General features: G+C 43.7%; 17 protein-coding genes. 1 reads left to right on the top strand and 16 read right to left on the bottom strand.

Going from position 1 to position 22,053, the window contains the following annotated elements; translation table 11 throughout:
* Positions 1-47 precede the first annotated feature (47 nt).
* From HUS26_RS02455 to HUS26_RS02380, 16 genes are all read right to left on the bottom strand, one after another.
* On the bottom strand, positions 48-1,715 hold the full coding sequence (locus HUS26_RS02455) for a glycerol-3-phosphate dehydrogenase/oxidase (protein WP_173915652.1): 1,668 nt from the start codon (positions 1,713-1,715) through the stop codon (positions 48-50).
* A gap of 280 nt (positions 1,716-1,995) precedes the next feature.
* Positions 1,996-3,489 (bottom strand): glycerol kinase GlpK, encoded by a 1,494-nt coding sequence (gene glpK / locus HUS26_RS02450; protein ID WP_173915651.1) that lies wholly within the window; start codon positions 3,487-3,489, stop codon positions 1,996-1,998.
* A gap of 14 nt (positions 3,490-3,503) precedes the next feature.
* On the bottom strand, positions 3,504-4,310 hold the full coding sequence (locus HUS26_RS02445) for an MIP/aquaporin family protein (protein WP_173915650.1): 807 nt from the start codon (positions 4,308-4,310) through the stop codon (positions 3,504-3,506).
* A gap of 132 nt (positions 4,311-4,442) precedes the next feature.
* Positions 4,443-4,988 (bottom strand): glycerol-3-phosphate responsive antiterminator, encoded by a 546-nt coding sequence (locus tag HUS26_RS02440; protein ID WP_173915649.1) that lies wholly within the window; start codon positions 4,986-4,988, stop codon positions 4,443-4,445.
* The gene (locus HUS26_RS02435) at positions 4,978-5,511 is read right to left on the bottom strand and encodes a DapH/DapD/GlmU-related protein (protein ID WP_173915648.1); all 534 of its coding nucleotides are present in this window, start codon (positions 5,509-5,511) and stop codon (positions 4,978-4,980) included. The genes HUS26_RS02440 and HUS26_RS02435 overlap by 11 nt, the downstream gene beginning before the upstream one ends.
* A 4-nt stretch (positions 5,512-5,515) precedes the next feature.
* Positions 5,516-6,154: a pyrophosphatase PpaX gene (ppaX, locus tag HUS26_RS02430; protein WP_173915647.1), complete on the bottom strand. Its 639-nt coding sequence runs from the start codon at positions 6,152-6,154 to the stop codon at positions 5,516-5,518.
* Complete coding sequence (locus HUS26_RS02425) at positions 6,144-7,088, bottom strand: nucleoside recognition domain-containing protein (protein ID WP_173915646.1); 945 nt, start codon at positions 7,086-7,088, stop codon at positions 6,144-6,146. Before HUS26_RS02425 ends, ppaX begins: the two co-directional genes overlap by 11 nt.
* Before the next feature lie 13 nt (positions 7,089-7,101).
* Complete coding sequence (gene lgt, locus HUS26_RS02420; protein WP_173915645.1) at positions 7,102-7,935, bottom strand: prolipoprotein diacylglyceryl transferase; 834 nt, start codon at positions 7,933-7,935, stop codon at positions 7,102-7,104.
* Positions 7,936-7,949: 14 nt separating this feature from the next.
* Positions 7,950-8,882: an HPr(Ser) kinase/phosphatase gene (gene hprK / locus HUS26_RS02415; protein ID WP_173915644.1), complete on the bottom strand. Its 933-nt coding sequence runs from the start codon at positions 8,880-8,882 to the stop codon at positions 7,950-7,952.
* Positions 8,883-8,998: 116 nt separating this feature from the next.
* On the bottom strand, positions 8,999-9,343 hold the full coding sequence (locus HUS26_RS02410; protein ID WP_173915643.1) for a phage holin family protein: 345 nt from the start codon (positions 9,341-9,343) through the stop codon (positions 8,999-9,001).
* A 15-nt stretch (positions 9,344-9,358) separates the two neighbouring features.
* Positions 9,359-10,381 carry a DUF4097 family beta strand repeat-containing protein gene (locus HUS26_RS02405; protein WP_173915642.1) on the bottom strand — a complete coding sequence of 341 codons (1,023 nt, stop codon included), beginning with the start codon at positions 10,379-10,381 and terminating at the stop codon, positions 9,359-9,361.
* A gap of 101 nt (positions 10,382-10,482) precedes the next feature.
* Positions 10,483-11,145 (bottom strand): bacillithiol biosynthesis deacetylase BshB2, encoded by a 663-nt coding sequence (gene bshB2, locus HUS26_RS02400; protein ID WP_173915641.1) that lies wholly within the window; start codon positions 11,143-11,145, stop codon positions 10,483-10,485.
* On the bottom strand, positions 11,138-11,509 hold the full coding sequence (locus tag HUS26_RS02395; protein WP_173915640.1) for a YojF family protein: 372 nt from the start codon (positions 11,507-11,509) through the stop codon (positions 11,138-11,140). Before HUS26_RS02395 ends, bshB2 begins: the two co-directional genes overlap by 8 nt.
* 69 nt (positions 11,510-11,578) lie before the next feature.
* Positions 11,579-14,455 (bottom strand): excinuclease ABC subunit UvrA, encoded by a 2,877-nt coding sequence (gene uvrA, locus HUS26_RS02390; protein ID WP_173915639.1) that lies wholly within the window; start codon positions 14,453-14,455, stop codon positions 11,579-11,581.
* A 7-nt stretch (positions 14,456-14,462) separates the two neighbouring features.
* Positions 14,463-16,442 (bottom strand): excinuclease ABC subunit UvrB, encoded by a 1,980-nt coding sequence (gene uvrB, locus HUS26_RS02385; RefSeq protein ID WP_173915638.1) that lies wholly within the window; start codon positions 16,440-16,442, stop codon positions 14,463-14,465.
* A gap of 269 nt (positions 16,443-16,711) precedes the next feature.
* Positions 16,712-18,295 (bottom strand): peptide chain release factor 3, encoded by a 1,584-nt coding sequence (locus tag HUS26_RS02380; RefSeq protein ID WP_173915637.1) that lies wholly within the window; start codon positions 18,293-18,295, stop codon positions 16,712-16,714.
* Positions 18,296-18,662: 367 nt separating this feature from the next.
* Between HUS26_RS02380 and HUS26_RS02375 the strand changes: the two genes are divergently transcribed.
* Entirely contained in the window at positions 18,663-21,863 is a 3,201-nt protein-coding gene (locus tag HUS26_RS02375) for a DEAD/DEAH box helicase (protein ID WP_173915636.1), read from the top strand.
* The last annotated feature ends 190 nt before the right edge of the window (positions 21,864-22,053 follow it).

The following is a 22,053-nucleotide window of genomic DNA, read 5'->3' as shown; positions in this document are numbered from 1 at the left end:
CCTAACATAAAAAAGACCCCTTCAAAATTGAAGGAGTCCTTTTCTAGTTATCCAGCTTTTACAGGGTTGACCGCTTCATCCAGTAAAAGATCTAGTTCGTCTGTATACTGCTGCTTTTGTTTGTCTGTCCATTTTAGTTCTTTCGCCATATATTCAATAACCGGTTCTTTGTGCTCGTGCACCCAGTGAATGTTAAAGAAAAGGGCTGAGGTGCGGCGAACAAAGAAGTCTACAGGTTTAAAGATCATTTCAAAATCGAGAGCCAGTCGCAGCTGCGCGAAAACGAGTGGATCAATATCGGCAGCGGCAACATCTTCTTTATGATCTTTATACAGCTGATAGAGCGTATCGACATTAGCACCATAAAGATCAACAAGAGCACCAGCTTTTTCAACAGTTAAACCTAAGGATTCACCAATTTTAACGCGCTCTTCTTTAAATACCTTGAATCCTTTCGATCCATTCACCTCACCGCCTGAGATCGGCATCCGTTTCGTTTCAGAATCAGAGTAACGGATGCCGTATTCTTCTGCAATCTGATCTCTCACAAGGTTGATGGCTGTTTCGGCCATTTTACGGTATCCGGTCAGCTTTCCTCCAGCCATTGAAATTAAACCGGAATCAGAAACAAAGATTTCATCTTTTCGTGAAATCTCTGAAGGGTCTTTTCCATCCTCATGAATGAGAGGACGTACGCCGGCCCAGCTTGACTCAATATCTTGCGGCCCAACCTTTACAGCAGGGAACATCATATGAATTGCATCTAAAATATAGTCGCGGTCCGTAGTCGTTACTTTTGGAAAAGCAATCTCCTCATCATAAGGCGTGTCCGTTGTCCCTACATACGTTTTTCCATCACGCGGAATGGCAAAAATCATTCGGCCATCTGGTGTATCGAAGTAGATCGCCTGCTGCAGCGGGAAATCAGACTGATCAAATACGAGGTGTACCCCTTTCGTCAGGTGAAGAGATTTTCCTTTTTTTGAACCATCGATTTCACGAAGCTCGTCGACCCACGGTCCTCCTGCATTAATGATTCGTTTTGCCTTCACCTGATAGGTTTCTCCACTGATTGTGTCTTCTACGATGGCTCCTTCAACCTTGCCGCGCATATCATAAATAAAGTCAACGACCTTCGCGTAGTTTACAGACTCAGCACCATACTCGACGGCTTTCTTCATCACTTCAAGAGTCAGTCTCGCGTCATCGGTTTTATATTCAACATAATAACCGGCACCTTTAAGCCCATCTTTCTTAACTAACGGCTCACGTTCTGTCGTTTCATCTGGTTTAAGCATAACGCGGCGCTCTGCCTTCTTAACACCCGCTAAATAGTCATAAACGCGCAGGCCGAGGCTGGTAGAATAGGGACCAAAATTACCGCCTTCATGGAAAGGAAGCATCATCCATTCAGGGGTCGTTACGTGCGGGCCGTTTTCATAAACAATTTCGCGTTCTTTCCCAACTTCTGCTACCATTTTTATTTCAAACTGTTTTAAATATCGAAGTCCGCCGTGTACAAGCTTCGTGGAGCGGCTTGACGTACCTGCTGCATAGTCCTGCATTTCAACTACGGCCGTTTTCATTCCTCGGCTGGCCGCATCCAGAGCGATTCCTGCTCCAGTGATTCCTCCTCCAACGACCAGTACATCCCATTCGACCTGATACAGTTCTTTAAATTTTTCCTGACGATCATAGTTAGAAAAAGTCTTCATGTAAATCTCTCCTTTTGTATATCTCTCGGTTTCATTAGGTCGTCTGTTAACCTTTATTCCCTAAACCGGGGAGGAATATGTGTATGATTGAGCACTCTTCTTTTAAACCTAAAAAAAGAGACCACGAAAGCACCTACAGCATTTACTGTAGAGCCTCGTGGTCTCTCCGCATCTCCGACCTAATTACTATTAACTTGATTATATTCTATCAAACCTTCGTTAAAAAGTCTACTCTAAGGCTCTAGATTTTGCCCATAACTATCACTTGCTTTCTATGAGCCTATGCTTTAAAAACTCTAGTGGCCTCAACAGCTTTCTGCCATCCTTTGTATAGCTCATTAATTTTCTCTTCGTCCATTTGAGGATCGAACTGCTTCTCCATTTTCCACTGTTTCGCAATCTCTGTACAATCGTTCCAATACCCAACAGCTAAGCCCGCAAGATAGGCGGCACCAAGAGCTGTCGTTTCATTAACTTTTGGACGTTCTACTGAGGATTGAAGAAGGTCGCTTTGGAACTGCATGAGCAGGTCATTTTTAACAGCCCCGCCGTCAACGCGTAATTTCTTTAGTTCGATGCCCGAATCCTGAACCATCGTATCGACTACATCTTTCGTCTGATAGGCTAACGATTCAAGGGTAGCTCTCACAAAATGAGATTTTTTCGTTCCACGAGTCAGTCCGAAAACGGCACCTCGGGCTTCGCTGTCCCAATAAGGAGTTCCTAATCCGACAAAAGCAGGAACTACATACACTCCCTCTGTCGTGTCTACTTCTCCTGCAATACTTTCGCTTTGGGAGGAATCCTCCATCATTTTCAATCCGTCCCTAAGCCATTGAATCGCTGAGCCGGAAACGAAAATACTTCCTTCAAGCGCGTATTCTACTTTTCCATTGACGCCCCATGCTAAAGTCGTAAGCAGGCCATTATCGGATTTCACAGCCTCATCTCCTGTATTCATCAGCATAAAACCGCCTGTGCCGTAAGTGTTTTTACCCATTCCTTTTTCAAAGCACGCCTGGCCGAACAGAGCGGCCTGCTGGTCGCCAGCGATTCCAGCGATAGGCACTTCGCTGCCGAAGAAATGGTAATCAACGGTATGACCATAGACTTCAGAAGATGGTTTGACTTCTGGCAGCATACTCTTTGGAACACCAAGAATATCCAATAACTCGTCATCCCATTTTAAATCATGAATATTGTACATTAATGTGCGGGAAGCATTCGAATAGTCTGTCACATGTTCATTCTTTCCCGACATTTTATAAACAAGCCAAGTATCGATCGTACCAAACATAAGGTCGCCGTTCTCCGCTTTTTCACGGGCTCCTTCAACATTATCAAGGATCCATTTCACTTTTGTTCCGGAGAAATAAGGATCGAGCAGCAGTCCTGTTTTCTCACGGAAGGTATCGTTAAACCCCTGGGCCCGTAATTCGTCACAAATGCCTTGAGTCTGTCTGGACTGCCAGACGACAGCTTTATGAATCGGCTTTCCCGTATTTCGGTCCCAGACTACAGTGGTCTCCCGCTGGTTCGTAATTCCTATACCGGCAATTTGTTCTGCTTCTACATCAGCCCGGATTAAAACATTTGAAATACAGCTAAGTACAGATGTCCAAATTTCATTAGGATCATGTTCTACCCAGCCTGGTTTAGGAAAATATTGTTCAAATTCTTTTTGAGCAGTTTCAACGATCGCTCCGTTATGATCAAATAAAATAGCCCGGGAACTTGTTGTTCCCTGGTCAATTGATAAAATGTAAGTTTCCATGATTTCTCCTCCTTTTAAGTATGGGCTTGCTGCTTTTTATTAAGTTCGATTTTCATGGACGAAAATAATATAGCAATAATAACGGCTGAAAGCAGCCAGAACCATATATTGGGCGAACCTTCAAAGACAGTTTCGAAAAATAATCCGCCATAAATACCTCCAATTACAGGCCCCGCTACAGGAATCCAGGCGTATCTCCAATTGGACCCGCCTTTGCCGGGAATCGGCAGAATCGCATGAGCAATCCGCGGCCCAAGATCCCTGGCCGGATTAATCGCGTACCCAGTAGTGGCTCCAAGAGACATACCAATAGCTACAATAAGAAGCCCTACAATAAGCGGGTTAAGACCTTCGGTAAATTCATTAGCTCCAATAAATAATATTCCCATCACGAGAACAAAAGTCCCGATAATCTCACTGACTAAATTGGAAACCGGGCTGTAGATTGCCGGGTCAGTTGAAAATATCGACAGCTTAGCCATCGGATCATCTGTTCTTTCCCAGTGCGGCAGGTAATGAAAGAATACAATAACAGCTCCTATAAAGGCTCCTATCATTTGAGCGAGAATGTAGGAAGGAACTTTAGCCCAGGCAAAGTCACCAACGGCAGCTAAACCAAGAGTTACCGCTGGGTTTATATGCGCTCCGGTGACATTTCCAACCGCATACACGCCCATGGCGACAGCAAGACCCCAGGCAACGGTAATTAAAACCCAATTTCCTTCCGCTTTTGTACCTTTAAGGTTTGCACCCGCAATTACACCGCCTCCTAATATAATGAGAATCATTGTCCCAATGAGCTCTCCCATGAATTCTGTCATAAGCACCTTCCCTTTCCGATTAGGAAAATGAGCAATAAAAAAAGCACAGGCAAAGCAGCTGTACAAAAAGCTGCCTTCATTGTGCGGGATCTTGTGAACGATCACGATCAAATTATGTAGATTTCGTTTCGCTTAAAACCTCCAAAGTTCTGCACGTGAAGTAGAGATTGCTGAAGCTCCCGATTTAATGGCTTCGGCCGCTTCTTCCTCAGTTCGAATCAATCCCCCTGCAATGACCGGCACTCCTAATCGATCTTTCATCTCTTTTATCATTCCCGGAATAATGCCCGGTAAAACTTCTACAAAATCCGGCTTAACTTTTTCGATAATCCTTGCGTTATGTTCGACGGCCTGGCTGTCAATTAGAAACAGCCGCTGAACAGAGATCAGCTTATATTTCTTCGCAAGCTGAATGACATGGGAACGGGTAGTAATGACACCATCCGGCTTAATCACTCTTCCTAAAAACTCCATCCCGTAGTCATCAGCTTTTAGTCCCTGGATTAAATCGACGTGTACCCAGATTTTTTTTCCGGCTTTCTGTGCTGCTTTTACGACTTTTGGCAGCATGCCCAGCCTGCTTTCTAAAATGATAATGTATTCCGTATTCATTTCCAAGAGCATTTCGAAGTCTTTCATATTTTTCACTGCTGGTAAAACTGTCTGCTTAAACTCCATCTTTCTTCTCCTTTTCGCTGCTCATTCGTTGTTCCATTTGTTCTTTTGTATAAATAAGCTGCATGGGATTCCCACCAACAAATGATCCGGCAGGCACATCTTTATGTACTAAGGTTCCGGCGGATACGACAGCTCTACTGCCAATTTTAACTCCTGGAAGTATGGTAGTATTTGCTCCTATCAACACTTCATCACCGATTTCCACATCTCCCAGCCGATACTCGTTAATCAAATACTCATGAGCTAAAATCGTCGTATTATAGCCAACCACAGAATTACGGCCTACTGAGATTTTTTCAGGAAACATAATATCGACCATGACCATAAGAGCAAAAGACGTTTCTTCTCCTACCTTCATTTTTAAAAAACGACGGTACAGCCCATTTTTCACATTTAAAAATGGAGTGTACCTCGCCGTTTGAATCACGATAAAATTCTTCATCACTTTAAGAAAAGGGACGGTTTTGTAGATATGCCAGAGGGAGTTGGCTCCTTTAACCGGATAGCGTTGTGTACGGCGCATTTTTTTACCCTCCTGTGATTTCAAGTAGCTCTCTCATATTCGTCAGCATGTAATCAGGACGCAGTTCATCCAAAACTTCCCGCCCTTTTACTGTCCATGCGACTCCCGCTGTTTTTGTACCTGCATTTTTTCCAGCTTCAATATCGTGCGTGTTATCGCCTACCATAATCGTTTGGGCGGCTGAGGCATCTAAAGTGTTTAACGCCTTCATGACAGGTTCAGGATGAGGTTTGGCATGAACGACATCATCAAGAGTGACGACAGTATCAAACAAGCTGTCAAGTTCTGTCATATTTAGTCCTATCTCTACAGTCTGTCGCATTTTTGTTGTGACTATACCAAGCTGATAGTTTTGTCTCTTTAACGTGCGAATCGATTCCAGCACACCGTCATAAGCCTTTACGTATTGATCGTGATGAGCAATGTTGTGTTCCCGGTAAGTTGCAATCATTTCCTCCACGCTTTCCTCATTGACAGAAGCAAGGCTGTCTCTTAAAGGTTCACCAATAAACTGAATAATCTCTTCCCTCGAATAAGGGCGGTCAGCATGTGTTTGCAAAGTATGGGTAAAAGAAGCGATAATCAGCTCATTCGTATCGATTAACGTTCCGTCCAGATCAAATAAAATTGTATTAATACTCATGGCTTAAATCTCTCCTTCTCTCTCTTTCAAGCTTATTCCACACATACCCTACGGCAGCTGTAAGGACAATAGCCGTTATCAGCCGAATGATTAACAGCGGCCACACAGGTATGCCTAATGGAATGAAGATTAACGTATCTTCCACCACGGCGTGACAGGAGACGAGAAAAATCATAGCTAGAAACATATCTTTCTTAGAGACCCCGTCTTCTTCGACAGCCTGAATCATAAGCCCCGCTCCATAAGCAAGGCCGATCGTCAGTCCGGCCGCCAGCGTCATCGACGTATTGCGTTCCATTCCTAGAAATTTAGCAGCTGGTGCGAGCCAGTCGGACAGTCTGTCTAGCCAGCCTCTCTCCCGCAAATACTGCATGACGATCATAAGCGGAATGACGATGAGTGCAAGCTGGATGATCCCCATAACAGCCGTCTGCAGCCCTTGGAGAATGATCTCCATCCAACCATCAGGCACAGCCTGACGTTCGGGAGCAAGGCCATACTTTGCCTGCTCTTGTCCGCCATCCCAGGTTAAGTTAATCAGTATAGCCGAACCAATAGCTAATGCTAAACGGATGCTGATCACAAACGACCAGCTGATTCCAACCTTTTTAGCTACAGCCGATTCAATAATCAAGTTATGGGAAAACGACAGCATAACGGCAAGAATAAACACTTCTTTTACCGAAAACTCAAACGATATAATCGCTGCAATGCCCGCGTATAAGTTAAGAAAGTTCCCGATCACGAGTGGGACAGCAGCATCCCCGGACAGCCCCAGTACACTCATCACAGGTGTCAGCTGCTTAATGATCCAAGGTAAAACAGGGGTGAATTGAAGGATCGTAACGATAAGTGTGACCGGGAATATGACCTTACCTAATGTCCACGTCAGCTGAAGACCTTTTTTACATCCTTCTCTTAAAATTGATTTCATCTTTAGTCTCTCCCTATTTTGCTTTCTTGCCGTTATAGTGTTTGTCAGCAAGTCCTGCTTTTCGGCGATAGATCATGACAATAATCGCTCCAACTATCAACAGGATGGAAATAAACTGGGCCGTTCTAATTTCACCAAACAGGTAAAGGCTGTCGGTACGAAGTCCTTCTACAAAGAACCTTCCCGCCGAATACCAAATCAAGTAGCTTAGGAAAATCTCACCGCGGCGCGGATTTACTTTATAACGCAGCACTAACAATAAGATAAACCCGAGGATGTTCCAAAGAGATTCATATAAAAAAGTCGGATGATAGAGTGTTCCATCAATACACATCTGCTGATTAATGAAGTTAGGCAGATACTGCATATAGTTATTGTAAAAAGATTCAGAGACAGGTCCGCCATGGGCCTCCTGATTCATGAAGTTTCCCCAGCGGCCAATGGCCTGGCCTAAGATAATACTCGGTGCCCCAATATCTGCAATCATCCAGAAGGACAACCCTTTTACCTTTGTATAAATAAAAGCTGTTAAAAATGAACCTATTAATGCCCCGTGAATGGCTATTCCGCCTTCCCATACGGCAAACACTTTCCACCATGGTTCACCCACGTAACGATCCCATTCAAAAATAACGTAATAGATACGTGCGCTTAAAATGGCAATCGGAATCGCATAAACTACGATATCAACAAAATAATCCTTTTTTAAACCGAGGCGTTCCGTCTCCCTTGTCGCAATCAAAAGTCCTAAGAAGGCACCTGTTGCGATAATGACCCCATACCAGTAAATCGATAAAGGACCAAGATGGACCAGCACCCGGTCAAGTTCTTCTGGTGTACAAGACAAAGCCTTTCTCTCCCTTACTCTTCGCTATGGTCTTCATCAATTACTTTAGTTAAACGCTCAGAGAACTCTTCTGCTGCGTTTACTCCCATACGTTTTAAGCGGAAATTCATCGCCGCTACTTCGATTATGACAGCCAAGTTACGGCCTGGACGTACAGGAATCGTTGCTTTTGGAATTTCAGCATCCATTATTTTCATCGTTTCTTCTTCTAAGCCAAGACGGTCATACTGCTTGGTTTTATCCCAGATTTCGAGATTAATTACAAGCGTAATTCGTTTATAGCTTCGGACCGCTCCTGCTCCAAACAAGGTCATAACGTTAATAATCCCCAGACCGCGGATTTCTAAAAGGTGCTCAATCAGTGGCGGACTGTTTCCAATCAATGTATCGTAATCTTCCTGGCGTATTTCCACACTGTCATCAGCCACTAAACGATGCCCGCGTTTGACCAGCTCAAGTGCAGTTTCACTTTTACCTACTCCACTTTGTCCGGTAATTAAAACACCGATGCCGTAAATATCAACAAGTACACCGTGAATTGCAGTAAACGGTGCGAACTTAGATTCTAAATAATTCGTCAGCCGGCTGATTACACGCGTCGTTTTATACGGTGATCTCATAAGCGGAACGGCTGCTTCACGCGCTGCTACTGCAAGCTCCTCAGGAATATCCATTCCCCGCGTGATGACTATACCCGGGGTAATATCTGTACAAAGCTGCTCAGCGCGGTGCTTTCTTTGTTCATGGGTCAGTTCATTAAAGTACGAAAGCTCCGTTTTCCCTAACAGCTGCAGCCTGTCTTTTGGATAAAACTTAAAATACCCGGTCATCTCGACTCCTGGCCGGGAAATATCACTCATATGTATTTCACGGTGGATGCCGTCTTTACCAGCTACCAGTTCAAGCTCAAAGCGTTCCAGCAAATCTTCTGTACGAACTTTACTCATAGATGTGCCTCCTTATAATCGTCACTCACTGTCCCTTATTGTAGCACATTTTTTATCATCGCTTGGGCAAAAAAATCCTGCCGGCTTACAAGCCGGCAGGACTGCCTCTCACCTTATTATTCTTTGATCAGACGATTTAATACGAGATTAATCAGCGAAATGACGAGAGCGGCTAAGATCGTCATGCCAAAACCGTCGATTTCAAACAGGCTTCCTAACAGCCCGTCAGTAATCGCTAATGTTACAGCGTTCACTACCAATAAGAATAACCCAAGTGTTACTATCGTTATCGGCAGCGTTAATAAAACCAAAATCGGCCTTACGATCGCATTTAAGATTGATAGGATAAAGGCCGCCAAGATCGCAGCCAGGAATCCATCGATTTCAACCGTTTTAAAAGCAAACCCGACGATAAATATTGCTATCGCATTTACCAAAATGTGCAATAACCAGTTTTTCAAAACCAATCCCCCGCTTTATAAGACAGCGTCTTTGATCGTTACAGATCCTGTCTTCGTTTCTGCTTCTAAATGATAGACATCCGCTAATTCTTCGCGTGCCTCAAAAACGAACTCTTTGTTCATAATTTCTTTCTTGTTCTTTAAAATCTTATAATTATCAAGGCTGCAGTTTAAACTGCCAACGCTCGATTTTAACGTACCGTCAATCCGCTTATTCTCTGGAAGCAATACCGTAATTTGACCGGTAGTCGTTTTAAAGAAGCCCGTATGTGCACGTTCTCCATAGTTGTAGACCGTAATGCCTCCTGCAACTGCAGAGACATCAGTCTTGCCAAATTGCCCATCGAGCTTAACAGAGCCATTAATTGTATCAGCCTGGCAAGTATCAAACTCACTTTCAGAGACGGTAATGGATCCGTTCCCTGTTTCCAGCTTGCACGTCTCTCCCTGAGAATCTTTTATGCGCAGAGACCCATTGGACGTTTTTAATTGGAAATGGGCCGCTTTTACATGGTTAGAAGTAATCGCTCCATTGGAAAGCTTCAGTTTAATAAATTCATAACGCTTCTTAGGAAGGTAGAGCTTAACGAACGTTTTAATTTTTTTCGAAGGATTTGCCAAACGAAGAATTCCCTCTGTTATTTCGAACTCCCCATCGGCTAAAAACTGCTCTTTTGCCTCCTGCTCGTCAGCCGCTTGATAGACCTTCACACGGCACTCAGCTTTCGCGTAGTCCTCAATCCATGGTTCCAAATGGAGGGAACCATTAGCAATCGATACATCCATGTCATGAAATGGTACGGGGTCTGATTTTAAATCATATTGAAATTCCACAGATTCTCCAAAAGACAAATCAAAATCTGCATTTTTAATTTTTTCTACAGCTTCTTCTACAAAATCTCTAAAACCGTACTTTTTCTCTGATGATTTTGTATCGTAATCTTGAGTTTCAATCGCTTTTAACAGCTGGGCTCCTTCTTCAGCAGTAATCGTTCCCTGCTCAATCATTTTAAGTATTTTCATTCTTTCTTCAGTCATCACGCATCTCTCCTTCACCTTATCTTTTTCCCTTTTAACACTCTAAACAAACTAGAAAAAAGACACCTTGAAGAAGCGGATTTCTGCAAGGTGTCTTTGAATCATGTTGTAGAGAATGTCCATCGATAAAATTTTTCCTGTTTTAACTTTTGAAGCTGTTCATTTCGCTGATCGTGATTTTCAATCAGCTGCATCATCCCGTCAGCTTGGGACAGGTGGGCGCGGATCGCAGCTTCCTTCCGGTCCCAGTAAGGTGCAATATCAAAGACGAGATCAGGTTCTCCAAGTTTTTCTTCATGGTCATTACTGATCGCGTGCATCCATACTTCCGGACGCTCGCCCGGTTTCATTTTTTCTACAGCTTTGACGACGGCAGCTGCCAGGGCATCATGATCCGGGTGGACAGCGAAACCTGGGTAATGTGTGATGACGACAGCCGCTTTGTGAGCTTGAATTCTTTCCTTCAAGTCTTCCGCCAGTTCATCAACAGGTTCAAATTCGAGCGTTTTGTCCCTATAGCCGAGCAGCTCAACATCAATATCGAGCTGACGAGCCGCTTCAGCAAGCTCTTTTTTGCGAAATGTGGATAGTGTTTCTCTATTGGCAAACACGGGGTTACCCATATTGCGTCCCATTTCACCCAGTGTTCCGCATAAGTAAGTAACCGGAACGCCTTCAGCTCTGAATTTGCTGATGACCCCTGAAGCCCCAAAGGATTCATCATCTGGATGCGGAAAAATAACAAGAACGTGCTTATTACTCATCAGCTTCCGCCTCATGAGTGAATGGATTCTCACTAATCTCAAGAGCTACCATTAAGCGTCCTTCCCGGTCATGACCCGCCATCAACAGTCGCCCCTGCTCATCAATTTCATAATCGCTGACCCCTTCAGCGTACACCCAGCCAAGGTCAAGCTTGAGCCCGACTCGATAAGAACCGCCGGTACTTACCAGCTTTCCATGTTGATAGTTTACGCGTGCATTTCGGATAAAAGCACCTACATTATAGGCACTCTCATCAAAATGACTGGCGTAGGCTCCATTCGTTGTTTCTAAATGAATATATACATCTTTATCGGCAAACTGATCGATTGCAGCCTGCACTTTATATTGTTCGATTGGTTTCATTTCCTGCATTCCTCCCGTTAAACAACTCTAGTTTAACGATACTCAATTCTCCCGAAGGCGTCAAAGCATCTACTTGCTCGATACTTTTTCTTTCGAGCGCAGACGTTCTTCCATACGCTTTTTATCTCTTTCTAGTATCGGCTTCAAGTATTTCCCTGTATAGGATTTACTGTCTTTGGCTACTTTTTCCGGCGTCCCTGTAGCAATAATCTGGCCGCCTTTTTCTCCGCCTTCTGGTCCAAGGTCAATAATATGATCGGCTTCTTTAATAACATCAAGGCTGTGTTCAATAATGAGTACCGTATCCCCATTGTCAACGAGACGCTGCAGAACCGTTAATAACCTCGAAATATCATCTACGTGCAGCCCTGTCGTCGGCTCATCAAGAATATAAAAGGACTTTCCTGTGGAACGGCGGTGGAGCTCACTTGCTAATTTCACACGTTGTGCTTCCCCGCCAGACAGTGTTGTCGCAGGCTGGCCAAGTTTTACATAGCCTAATCCAACATCAGCTACTGTTTGAATTTTACGCTTAATCTTCGGAATATTCGAGAAAAACTCTAACGCTTCTTCAATCGTCATACCAAGTACGTCAGAAATATTTTTTCCTTTATATTTCACTTCGAGCGTTTCCCTATTGTATCTTTTTCCATTACAGACTTCACAAGGCACATAAACGTCCGGCAGGAAGTGCATTTCAATCTTAATAATCCCGTCTCCGCGGCAGGCTTCACACCGTCCGCCTTTCACGTTAAAGCTGAAACGGCCTTTTTTATAGCCGCGTATTTTTGCCTCACTCGTCTGGGCGAAAACATCACGGATGTCATCAAAGACCCCGGTGTAAGTGGCCGGGTTGGATCGTGGCGTCCGTCCAATTGGAGACTGGTCGATGTCTATTACTTTTTCAAGCTGATCAATGCCGTCGATTTCTTTATGCTTGCCAGGTTTTTGTTTTCCATTATGCAGACGCATCGACAGCGTCTTATATAAAATATCGTTAATTAAAGTACTTTTCCCAGATCCGGAAACTCCTGTAACGGCTGTAAGAACACCAAGCGGGATCTTCGCATTGACTTTCTTCAAGTTATTCTCTTCAGCTTGTTTAATAGTAATATACCTGCCATCCGCTTTTCTGCGCTCTGCTGGAAGCGGAATGAATTTCTTACCGGACAAGTACTGCCCTGTCAAAGACTTGCTGCTTCTCATCACCTGCTTAGGTGTTCCTTGGGTGACGATCTCACCGCCGTGAGCGCCCGCTCCCGGTCCGATATCAATTAAATAATCCGCAGCCAGCATCGTATCTTCATCATGTTCGACTACGATTAGTGTATTATCCAAGTCTCTCATCCGTTTAAGAGTATTAATTAAACGGTCATTGTCTCTCTGGTGAAGACCGATCGATGGCTCATCGAGTACATACAGCACTCCTGTTAAGGCAGAGCCGATCTGGGTCGCCAGGCGGATCCGCTGAGCTTCGCCGCCGGAGAGTGTACCCGCTGAACGCGATAAAGTCAGATAATCCAGTCCGACGTTGGCCAGGAAGCTGAGCCGCTCGCAGATTTCCTTTAAAATCATGCGGGCAATGGTCTCTTCTTTTTCAGTCAGTTCAAGACCTTCGAAAAAGTTTTTAGCTTCGACAACAGAATACTCGGTCGTCTCCCCGATATGTTTACCTCCGATAAGAACAGCGAGCGCTTCTTCATTCAGACGGTTTCCTTTACACTTTGGACAAGGTTTTTGTGCCATATATTTTTCCATCTGTTCTCTAATATAATCAGAGCTCGTCTCCCGGTAACGCCTTGAAATATTAGGGATGACCCCTTCGTAGTAAATCTCGCTCTCACGGACTTTTCCAAAATCGTTTTCATAACGGAAATGGATTTTTTCATTGCCGCTTCCATAGAGAATTTTGTCCATTTTATCCTTCGGCAGTTTTTTAACAGGCTTTCTCAAATCAATCTTATAATGTTTGGCGACGCTTTGAAGCAGCTGCGGATAGTATTGGGAGCTGGTAGGTTCCCAAGCAGCAATCGCATGGTCGTTTAACGACTTATTCCAATCAGGAATGACAAGGTCTAAATCAACTTCAAGCTGTGTCCCAAGGCCATCACAGCGGCTGCATGCGCCGTATGGACTGTTAAAAGAAAACATGCGTGGTTCAAGCTCACTTACAGAAAAACCACAGATAGGGCAGGCGTGATGTTCACTGAATACGAGCTCTTCTCCATCGATAACATCGACGGTAAGGTGCCCGCCACCTAAGCTTAAAGCGGTCTCAATCGAATCTGACAGACGACCTTCTACTCCATCTTTTATAACAATACGGTCGACGACCACTTCAATTGAGTGCTTCTTATTCTTTTCTAATTTTATTTCCTCGGAAATTTCACGCATTTCACCATCAACTCTGAGGCGTATATAACCTTCTTTCTGGAGCTGTTCAAATACCTTTACATGCTCTCCTTTTCTTCCGGAGACAACAGGAGCAAGAATTTGCATTTTGGTACGCTCAGTGTGTTCCATTAGCTGATCCACCATTTGCTGCACAGTCTGAGAAGAAATTTCAATGCCGTGATTTGGACATGTTGGACGTCCAACCCGGGCATACAAGAGACGAAGATAATCGTAGATCTCCGTTACCGTACCTACCGTAGACCGAGGGTTTTTACTTGTCGTCTTCTGATCAATGGAAATGGCCGGTGACAAGCCTTCAATGGAATCAACATCCGGCTTATCCATCTGCCCGAGAAATTGTCTCGCGTAGGCACTGAGTGATTCTACATACCTCCTCTGACCTTCCGCATAGATCGTATCGAAGGCTAAAGAGGATTTCCCCGATCCGGAAAGCCCTGTCATTACTACGAGTTTATTTTTAGGGATATCGATATTTATATTTTTAAGATTGTGAGCCCTAGCACCTCTTATGCTGATATTCTTACTGACCATAAGCTCCTCATCCTTCCGCTTTTAGTTCCAAAATAACATCGCGCAGTTCAGCCGCTTTTTCAAAGTCCAGATCTTTGGCCGCCTGCTTCATTTCAGTTTCTAAATTGTCCACTAATTCCAAACGTTCTTTCTTCGTCATCTTAGACGGCTTCTTATCTGCTAAGTAGCCTTCTTCATCTTCAGCAACACTTGATACTGAAATCAGGTCACGAATTTCTTTCTTAATCGTCTTCGGTGTAATGCCGTGTTTTTCGTTATACGCAATTTGTTTTTCACGGCGGCGGTAAGTTTCGTCGATCGCGTACTGCATTGATTTCGTAATTTTATCTGCATACATTATGACACGTCCGTTCTCGTTACGTGCCGCCCGTCCAATCGTTTGAATCAAGGATCGGTCTGAACGTAAAAAGCCTTCTTTATCTGCATCTAAGATCGTTACGAGCGAAACTTCAGGAATATCGAGCCCTTCCCTTAAGAGGTTAATTCCTACGAGGACATCATATTTTCCTAAACGTAAATCTCTGATAATCTCGATCCTCTCAAACGTGTCGATTTCCGAGTGAAGATAAGCGACTTTCAAACCAATTTCTTTTAAATAGTCGGTTAAGTCCTCGGACATTTTCTTCGTTAAAGTCGTTACGAGTACCCTCTCGTTTCGATCTTTCCTAATATTTATTTCTCCGATCAAGTCGTCAATCTGTCCATGTATTGGACGAATTTCTATTTCAGGATCAAGCAGCCCTGTCGGACGGATAATCTGCTCTGTCATCTTCGGCGTATGCTCGAGTTCATATGGCCCAGGAGTTGCAGTAACATACGTAATAAAGTCGATATGTTTTTCAAACTCTTCAAATCGTAACGGACGGTTATCAAGAGCTGACGGCAGACGGAATCCATGGTCGACAAGCACTTGTTTCCTCGCCTGGTCTCCGTTGTACATTCCACGAATCTGCGGAAGTGTAACGTGTGATTCATCAACCATTATTAATGAATCTTCGGGGAAGAAATCGAGCAGTGTATATGGAGTGGCTCCTCTTTCACGGAAGGTGAGGTGTCTGGAATAATTCTCAATGCCTGAACAGAAGCCCATCTCTTCCATCATTTCAAGATCATATCGTGTACGTTGTTCTAACCGCTGTGCTTCCAGAAGTTTATTTTGATCTTTTAATTCTTTAACTCGCTCATGCATTTCTGCTTCAATATTTTTAATCGCTTTTTTCAGCTTGTTCTCCCGCGTTACGAAGTGGGAAGCGGGAAATATCGCTACGTGTTCACGTTCACCTACGACTTCTCCTGTTAAAACATCCACTTCACGGATACGGTCGATTTCATCACCAAAAAACTCAACCCGAATCGCATGTTCTTCCTTGGAAGCAGGAATAATTTCAACAGAATCTCCGCGCACGCGGAACGTACCGCGCTGGAAATCAATATCGTTTCGGGCATACTGAATATCCACTAATGAACGCAGCAATTCATCACGATCTTTCTCCATTCCCGGCCGGATAGAAACCACCTGACTTCTGTATTCTTCCGGAGAACCTAAGCCGTATATACAAGAAACACTGGCTACAATAATGACATCATTTCTCTCAAATAACGAGGTTGTCGCCGAGTGCCGCAGTTTATCTATTTCATCATTTATATTCGAATCTTTTTCAATGAAGGTATCGGTTTGGGGTACGTACGCTTCCGGCTGATAATAATCATAGAAGCTTACAAAATATTCCACAGCATTATTTGGGAAAAATTCCTTGAATTCACTATATAGCTGTCCCGCTAATGTTTTGTTATGGGCAATGATCAGTGTCGGCTTATTCACCTGCTGAATCACATTAGACATCGTAAACGTCTTACCCGTCCCTGTTGCTCCGAGCAGCGTCTGATGTTTCCTGCCATTATTTATGCCTTCAACCAGCTCCTTAATTGCCTGGGGCTGGTCACCTTGAGGGGAATATTCTGAAACTAGTTCAAATTGATTGTTCATGACACAATCCTCCGATCCTGACTCATTCAAAGATAGTTTACCACATAAGTTTACCATTCTAACCTCTAACGAACAAACATTCGCTCTTTTGTTTTTGCTTTGTTAAATAGTTGTAGAAGAAGTCCTTTGCTTAAAATGGACAAAGAGGCGGGAAAAGCGAACGATCTCCATGCCCCCTTACGCTGAGAGAGGTACGCTCAACTTTTTATGATTATTTTCCTTGTATTAAAAACTAAAAGCCTAAGGGATCCTTAGGCTTTTCTAAATCTTTATTCAAATGACTGGTCATACTGGTTTACTTCAAAAAGATCAATTAACTCTATATCTTCATGTTTATCCTTAAACCAGCGAAGTGAGAAATCGTTCTTAAATAGAACAACAGGGTTTTCTTCACGGTCAAGAACAAGCATATTACGTTCATCAAACATGGACTCATCCACCTGATCGGCAGGGATCCAGCGTGGAATCCGCTCACCCATTGGTACGAGCTCTACTTCTACATTATATTCGTTTTTCATACGATACTCAAAGACTTCATACTGAAGCTCGCCGACCGCACCAATGATATAATCCTCGAAGTGATAATGCTTAAATAGCTGAATGGCACCTTCCTGGACAAGCTGTTCAAGTCCTTTTTTAAACTGTTTCGCTTTCATTACGTTTTTCGCCGTAACTTTTTTGAAAAGCTCTGGAGGGAACTGCGGCAGCTCATCATATTCATATTTCTGCTTGCCTGTCAGGATCGTATCTCCAATTCGGTAAACATTCGGATCATAAATCCCGATAATATCTCCCGCATATCCTTCTTCTACGGTACCTCTTGAGGAAGCAACAAACTGCTGTGACTGGGAAAGCTTAAATGTCTTACCTGTACGAGACAGCGTGACGTTCATGCCGCGTTCAAATTTTCCTGAACAAATCCGCACAAAGGCGATTCGGTCACGGTGCTGTGGATTCATATTGGCTTGAATTTTGAAAATAAAGCCTGAGAATTCCTCATCTTCCGGTGAGACAATTCCTTCTGTAGAACGCCTGGGTGCTGGCTGAGGCGCATATTTTATAAACGTATTGAAAAAGGTCTCTACACCAAAAGGAGCCAAGGCGCTTCCGAAAAATACAGGAGTTTGATCGCCTTTCATCACTTTGTCGAGGTCAAAGCCGTCTCCTGCTTCATCGACTAGTTCCATTTCATCTTTAGCTTCCTGATACGTTGCATTTTTTATAAGCTCAGGGTGCTGGTCCAGTTCTTCATAAGGAATATAATTCTCTCTTTCATTTCCTGTAAACTGAACGAACTGATCATTGTGACGGTCGAAGACACCAAGGAAGCGTTTCCCCATGCCAGCAGGCCACGTCATCGGATATGTTTCGATGTCGAGTGTCGACTCGATTTCTTCAAGCAGGTCCAGCGGCTCACGGCCTTCACGGTCCATTTTATTTATAAAAGTAAATATCGGAATTCCGCGCATTTTACATACTTTAAACAGTTTCAGCGTCTGGGCTTCGATCCCTTTCGTCCCATCAATAATCATGACCACACTATCTACAGCTGTTAATGTCCGGTACGTATCTTCACTAAAATCTTCGTGCCCCGGTGTATCCAAAATATTTACCTGATAGCCTTCATAAGCGAAATTCATTACACTCGACGTAACGGAAATTCCACGCTGTTTCTCGATTTCCATCCAGTCTGATGTAGCAAATTTTCCTGATTTCTTCCCTTTTACCGTTCCGGCCGATCGTATTAAATTACCAAACAACAGCATTTTTTCTGTCATTGTCGTTTTACCCGCATCGGGGTGGGAAATAATAGCAAACGTCCGCCGTTTTTTCATTTCATCTTTTATCGTCATCGTCATATCCTCCACTTTTTAATTTAAATCGGCTGCTTATTCGGCAGGATATACGTTTTACATCGGCCTCTTCACTCCATAACAAAAGCCGCTCACTTAAAAAGCGGCTTCAAAAAATTTGTAAATCTCTATCTTGAAAGTTAGCATACCCGTTAGCTAAAATCAATAAGGGGTGGATATCTCCTAAAGGCAATTCGCCTGTAAAAATGCGGCTTCAGCAAGTATAATTGAAAACTCGCCAGTATTTCCTGATTTGCGCCCTTATATCCGAAAGCTGACAGTATTTAATTTGACGGTTTGCCCAAGGCGATATTTTACCTTTTAACCTGTTATACTTATAGAAAATAATCTAGTTAGGATGCAAGCTATGCAGTCATACCTATTACAACCTAAAGATATTATCAAAATCACCGGATCTGCTTTTTATAAACGAGGCGAGCAGTACTTTAGACAAGGCAAAGTTTACGGACTTACGCATAATAGTGCAATTCGTTCATGGCGCGCTGTCGTAACAGGTACTCATGATTATGAAGTACGTGTTTTCTTTTTTGAAGATGAAGATTTAGAAGCCCGCTGCGAGTGCCCTGCTTATGAAACCTACTATAAGTGTAAGCATATTGCGGCCGTTCTTTGCGCGATCCGCGAGCAGGCAATCGTGGAAGCAGCTCCGCAGCTCACTTCAAAAACAGAGCCGTCTGTAGAGCCGAATAATCATCAAGTAGACCGCGTGTTTGCTACAAGGTTATTCGAAACTTTTCGCGACCGACAGGAAAGCAGGTACAGCGAGAGTCAGAAAAAACCTCTCGCCATTCAATATTATCTGCACGTGCAAAATATATTAGGAAGCAAAAGTTTAAGTGTTGAGTTAAAGCTTGGAGAAGATTATCCATATGTCATTAAAGACATCCGTGAGCTGTTAACTCATATCCATCAGCATAAGCCTTATCGGATATCAAAAAAATTCACGTTTGACCCAGCTGATCACCTGCTGGACGCTCGTGATGCGGCGATTATCCAGAAACTATATAAAAGCTATGAACAGGAGCTGTTTTACGACCGCCACTGGAATACGGGGGAGCAGCGTCAGCTGACGATCTCTCCTTCCATGGCTCCTGAGCTTTTACGAGAATTATCCCAGCAGTTTTGTGAGGTTTATGAACGAGGAGAGCCTGTGGGCCAGCTTCAGTTAATCGAAGAAATGCCGAAGTTTGATTTCTATATTTCTGAAGAAAGAGGCATGTACCACCTGCGCCTGAACCAGTTGAAGGAACTTGAATATATGAAAGAATACCACTTCCTATATAAAAGAGGCATTTTCTATACACTGGACCCGGAAAAAGAAGAGGTAATCCGCTCCCTTCATGTGCTGCTCCCTTATAACTCCAATGGAAATCACACAGTAGGTCACACGGATATGGAAGGAATCGTTTCCTATGTTCTTCCTGAGCTCGAATCTATTGCCGATGTACAGCTGGATGAAAAAGCAAGGGAAAAGATTGTCCAGGAAGAATTAAAAACGAAAATCTATTTGGACTTTAATCATTGGACTCTAACGGTAGATGTTCAGTTCCATTACGGAGACCATGTGATCAGACCTTTTCATTACCCACCCGGTCAATCGCAAATCATTCAGCGGGATCGGCAGACTGAACAATCGATAATTCATATCATTGAACTAGCCGAATTCAAATTTGACGGAGAGACAGTTTATATCGAAGATGATGAAGCGCTAGATGAGTTTTTAACGAAGTATCTTCCCCTGTTAAATGAGCTGGCCCATGTGTACACATCTTCTTCTGTACGCTCTTTAATTGAAGATCAGACTCATGAGCTGATCCCTTCGGTGAATATTGAATCAGAAGGCAGCTGGCTTGATATCCGATTTGAAATTGAAGGAATTTCAGACGATGACATAACGAACGCTTTAAGAGCCGCTATCGAGAAGAAACGTTACTATCGTTTATCAAATGGATCTTTGCTTTCCCTGACGTCAGAATCATTCAGACGCTTTCGCTCACTGGCCGATGAGCTCGAATTATCTTCAAGTGATATTAAAGACTCTGAGCTTCAAGTGGCTAAAGTAAGAAGTCTGCAGGTGAACGATACTCTCGACTTAAAAGACACTGAGCGAAACGAGCGTTTTACTCAGCTTGTTGAAAGACTGAAATCCCCGGAAACATTTAACATTCATCCGCCGGATAACTTACAAGCTGAACTCCGGTCCTATCAGCTGACAGGCTTCCGCTGGTTAAAAACACTGGCAACTTACGGGCTTGGTGGTGTTCTCGCGGATGATATGGGACTTGGAAAGACACTGCAGAGCATTGCTTTTATTCTTTATGAAAAGGAAGCACAACGGCTGAAGCAGCCCGTACTGATTGTGACGCCTGCTTCGCTCGTTTACAACTGGAAAAAGGAGATTGAAAAATTCGCTCCTTCACTAACTGTCCAGGTGATTACTGGCGACCCAGCCGCCCGCAGTGAACTGATTGAGTTGAGTGATGTAGATATCTTAATTACATCCTATCCTCTTCTTCGCCAGGATGCCGAATTCTATTCAGGACGGGTGTTTCATGCGATGATTTTAGACGAAGCCCAGGCAATTAAAAATGAATCTACAAAAACATCGCAGGCTGTACGCGGAATAAAAGCGTCCCATCGCTTTGCATTAAGCGGGACTCCTATTGAAAATTCACTGCAGGAGTTATGGTCGCTGTTCCGGACAATCATGCCCGGCTTTTATACGAGCAAGAAAAAGTTCCTGCAAATGAAGCCAGAAAAAATCGCCCGCATGACACGTCCGTTTATTTTAAGAAGAATGAAGACAGAAGTGTTAGAAGAATTGCCGGATAAGATAGAAACCGTCCAATACTCAGAATTGTCGCGCCAGCAGAAAGAAGTTTATTTAGGCTACCTGGAAAAAATTCAGTCAGATGTGCAGGAGACGATTGCAGCGAAAGGGCTGCAGCGGGGCAAACTCGAGATATTAGCGGGACTGACCCGTCTACGTCAAATCTGCTGCCACCCTGGCCTCTTCCTTGAAAACTACGAAGGAACATCAGGGAAGCTTGAGCAGTTGAAAGAGCTGACGAGTGAATTGAAAGAAGGAGGTCACCGTGTTCTCATCTTCTCCCAATTCGCCAGTATGCTTCGCATTCTTCAGCAGGAACTGACAAACGAAGGGCTGGACCTCTTTTATTTAGACGGCAGTACGAAGAGTGACCGCCGTCTTGAGATGGTGGAACGATTTAATGAAGGAGAAAAAGATGCCTTCCTTATTTCGCTAAAAGCTGGAGGGACAGGGCTTAACTTAACAGGTGCTGACACTGTCATTCTATATGATTTATGGTGGAACCCGGCGATTGAGGAACAAGCAGCAGGACGCGCTCACCGGATCGGTCAGGAAAAGGTTGTTCAAGTGATTCGAATGATCTCTGAAGGAACGATTGAAGAACGGATCTTCCAGCTCCAGCAGAGAAAACGGGATTTAGTAGACCAGATTATCCAGCCAGGAGAATCAATGCTTACATCCCTAAGCGAACAGGAAATCCGAGAACTATTTCAATAGAAAAGGCTCATGATTTTTATTTCTTGGACCGAATACCACTCGCTTTTTCGCAGACGAACGCCCGAGCCTCCTCGCGAAATCCACTCTGCGAGGTCTCGGGTCGCTCGTTTTTTAAGCAGGAGTCTCGCGATATTAACGCCATACCACATATAAGCGAAATATTAACAATTGTTTTTCTGACACAATTCCT

The sequence above is a fragment of the Halobacillus sp. Marseille-Q1614 genome (assembly GCF_902809865.1).
Classification (GTDB): domain Bacteria; phylum Bacillota; class Bacilli; order Bacillales; family Halobacillaceae; genus Halobacillus_A.
This window is presented reverse-complemented; position numbering and strand designations above follow the sequence as displayed.

Bases quoted from the DNA above. Each gene is read 5' to 3' on its own strand.
- glpK (WP_173915651.1), bottom strand. From the start codon at position 3,489: ATGGAAACTTACATTTTATCAATTGACCAGGGAACAACAAGTTCCCGG.
- HUS26_RS02395 (WP_173915640.1), bottom strand. From the start codon at position 11,509: ATGAAACCAATCGAACAATATAAAGTGCAGGCTGCAATCGATCAGTTT.
- HUS26_RS02455 (WP_173915652.1), bottom strand. From the start codon at position 1,715: ATGAAGACTTTTTCTAACTATGATCGTCAGGAAAAATTTAAAGAACTG.
- bshB2 (WP_173915641.1), bottom strand. From the start codon at position 11,145: ATGAGTAATAAGCACGTTCTTGTTATTTTTCCGCATCCAGATGATGAA.
- hprK (WP_173915644.1), bottom strand. From the start codon at position 8,882: ATGAGTAAAGTTCGTACAGAAGATTTGCTGGAACGCTTTGAGCTTGAA.
- HUS26_RS02405 (WP_173915642.1), bottom strand. From the start codon at position 10,381: ATGACTGAAGAAAGAATGAAAATACTTAAAATGATTGAGCAGGGAACG.
- HUS26_RS02375 (WP_173915636.1), top strand. From the start codon at position 18,663: ATGCAGTCATACCTATTACAACCTAAAGATATTATCAAAATCACCGGA.
- HUS26_RS02440 (WP_173915649.1), bottom strand. From the start codon at position 4,988: ATGGAGTTTAAGCAGACAGTTTTACCAGCAGTGAAAAATATGAAAGAC.
- HUS26_RS02425 (WP_173915646.1), bottom strand. From the start codon at position 7,088: ATGAAATCAATTTTAAGAGAAGGATGTAAAAAAGGTCTTCAGCTGACG.
- uvrB (WP_173915638.1), bottom strand. From the start codon at position 16,442: ATGAACAATCAATTTGAACTAGTTTCAGAATATTCCCCTCAAGGTGAC.
- HUS26_RS02380 (WP_173915637.1), bottom strand. From the start codon at position 18,295: ATGACGATAAAAGATGAAATGAAAAAACGGCGGACGTTTGCTATTATT.
- ppaX (WP_173915647.1), bottom strand. From the start codon at position 6,154: ATGAGTATTAATACAATTTTATTTGATCTGGACGGAACGTTAATCGAT.
- uvrA (WP_173915639.1), bottom strand. From the start codon at position 14,455: ATGGTCAGTAAGAATATCAGCATAAGAGGTGCTAGGGCTCACAATCTT.
- HUS26_RS02435 (WP_173915648.1), bottom strand. From the start codon at position 5,511: ATGCGCCGTACACAACGCTATCCGGTTAAAGGAGCCAACTCCCTCTGG.
- HUS26_RS02445 (WP_173915650.1), bottom strand. From the start codon at position 4,310: ATGACAGAATTCATGGGAGAGCTCATTGGGACAATGATTCTCATTATA.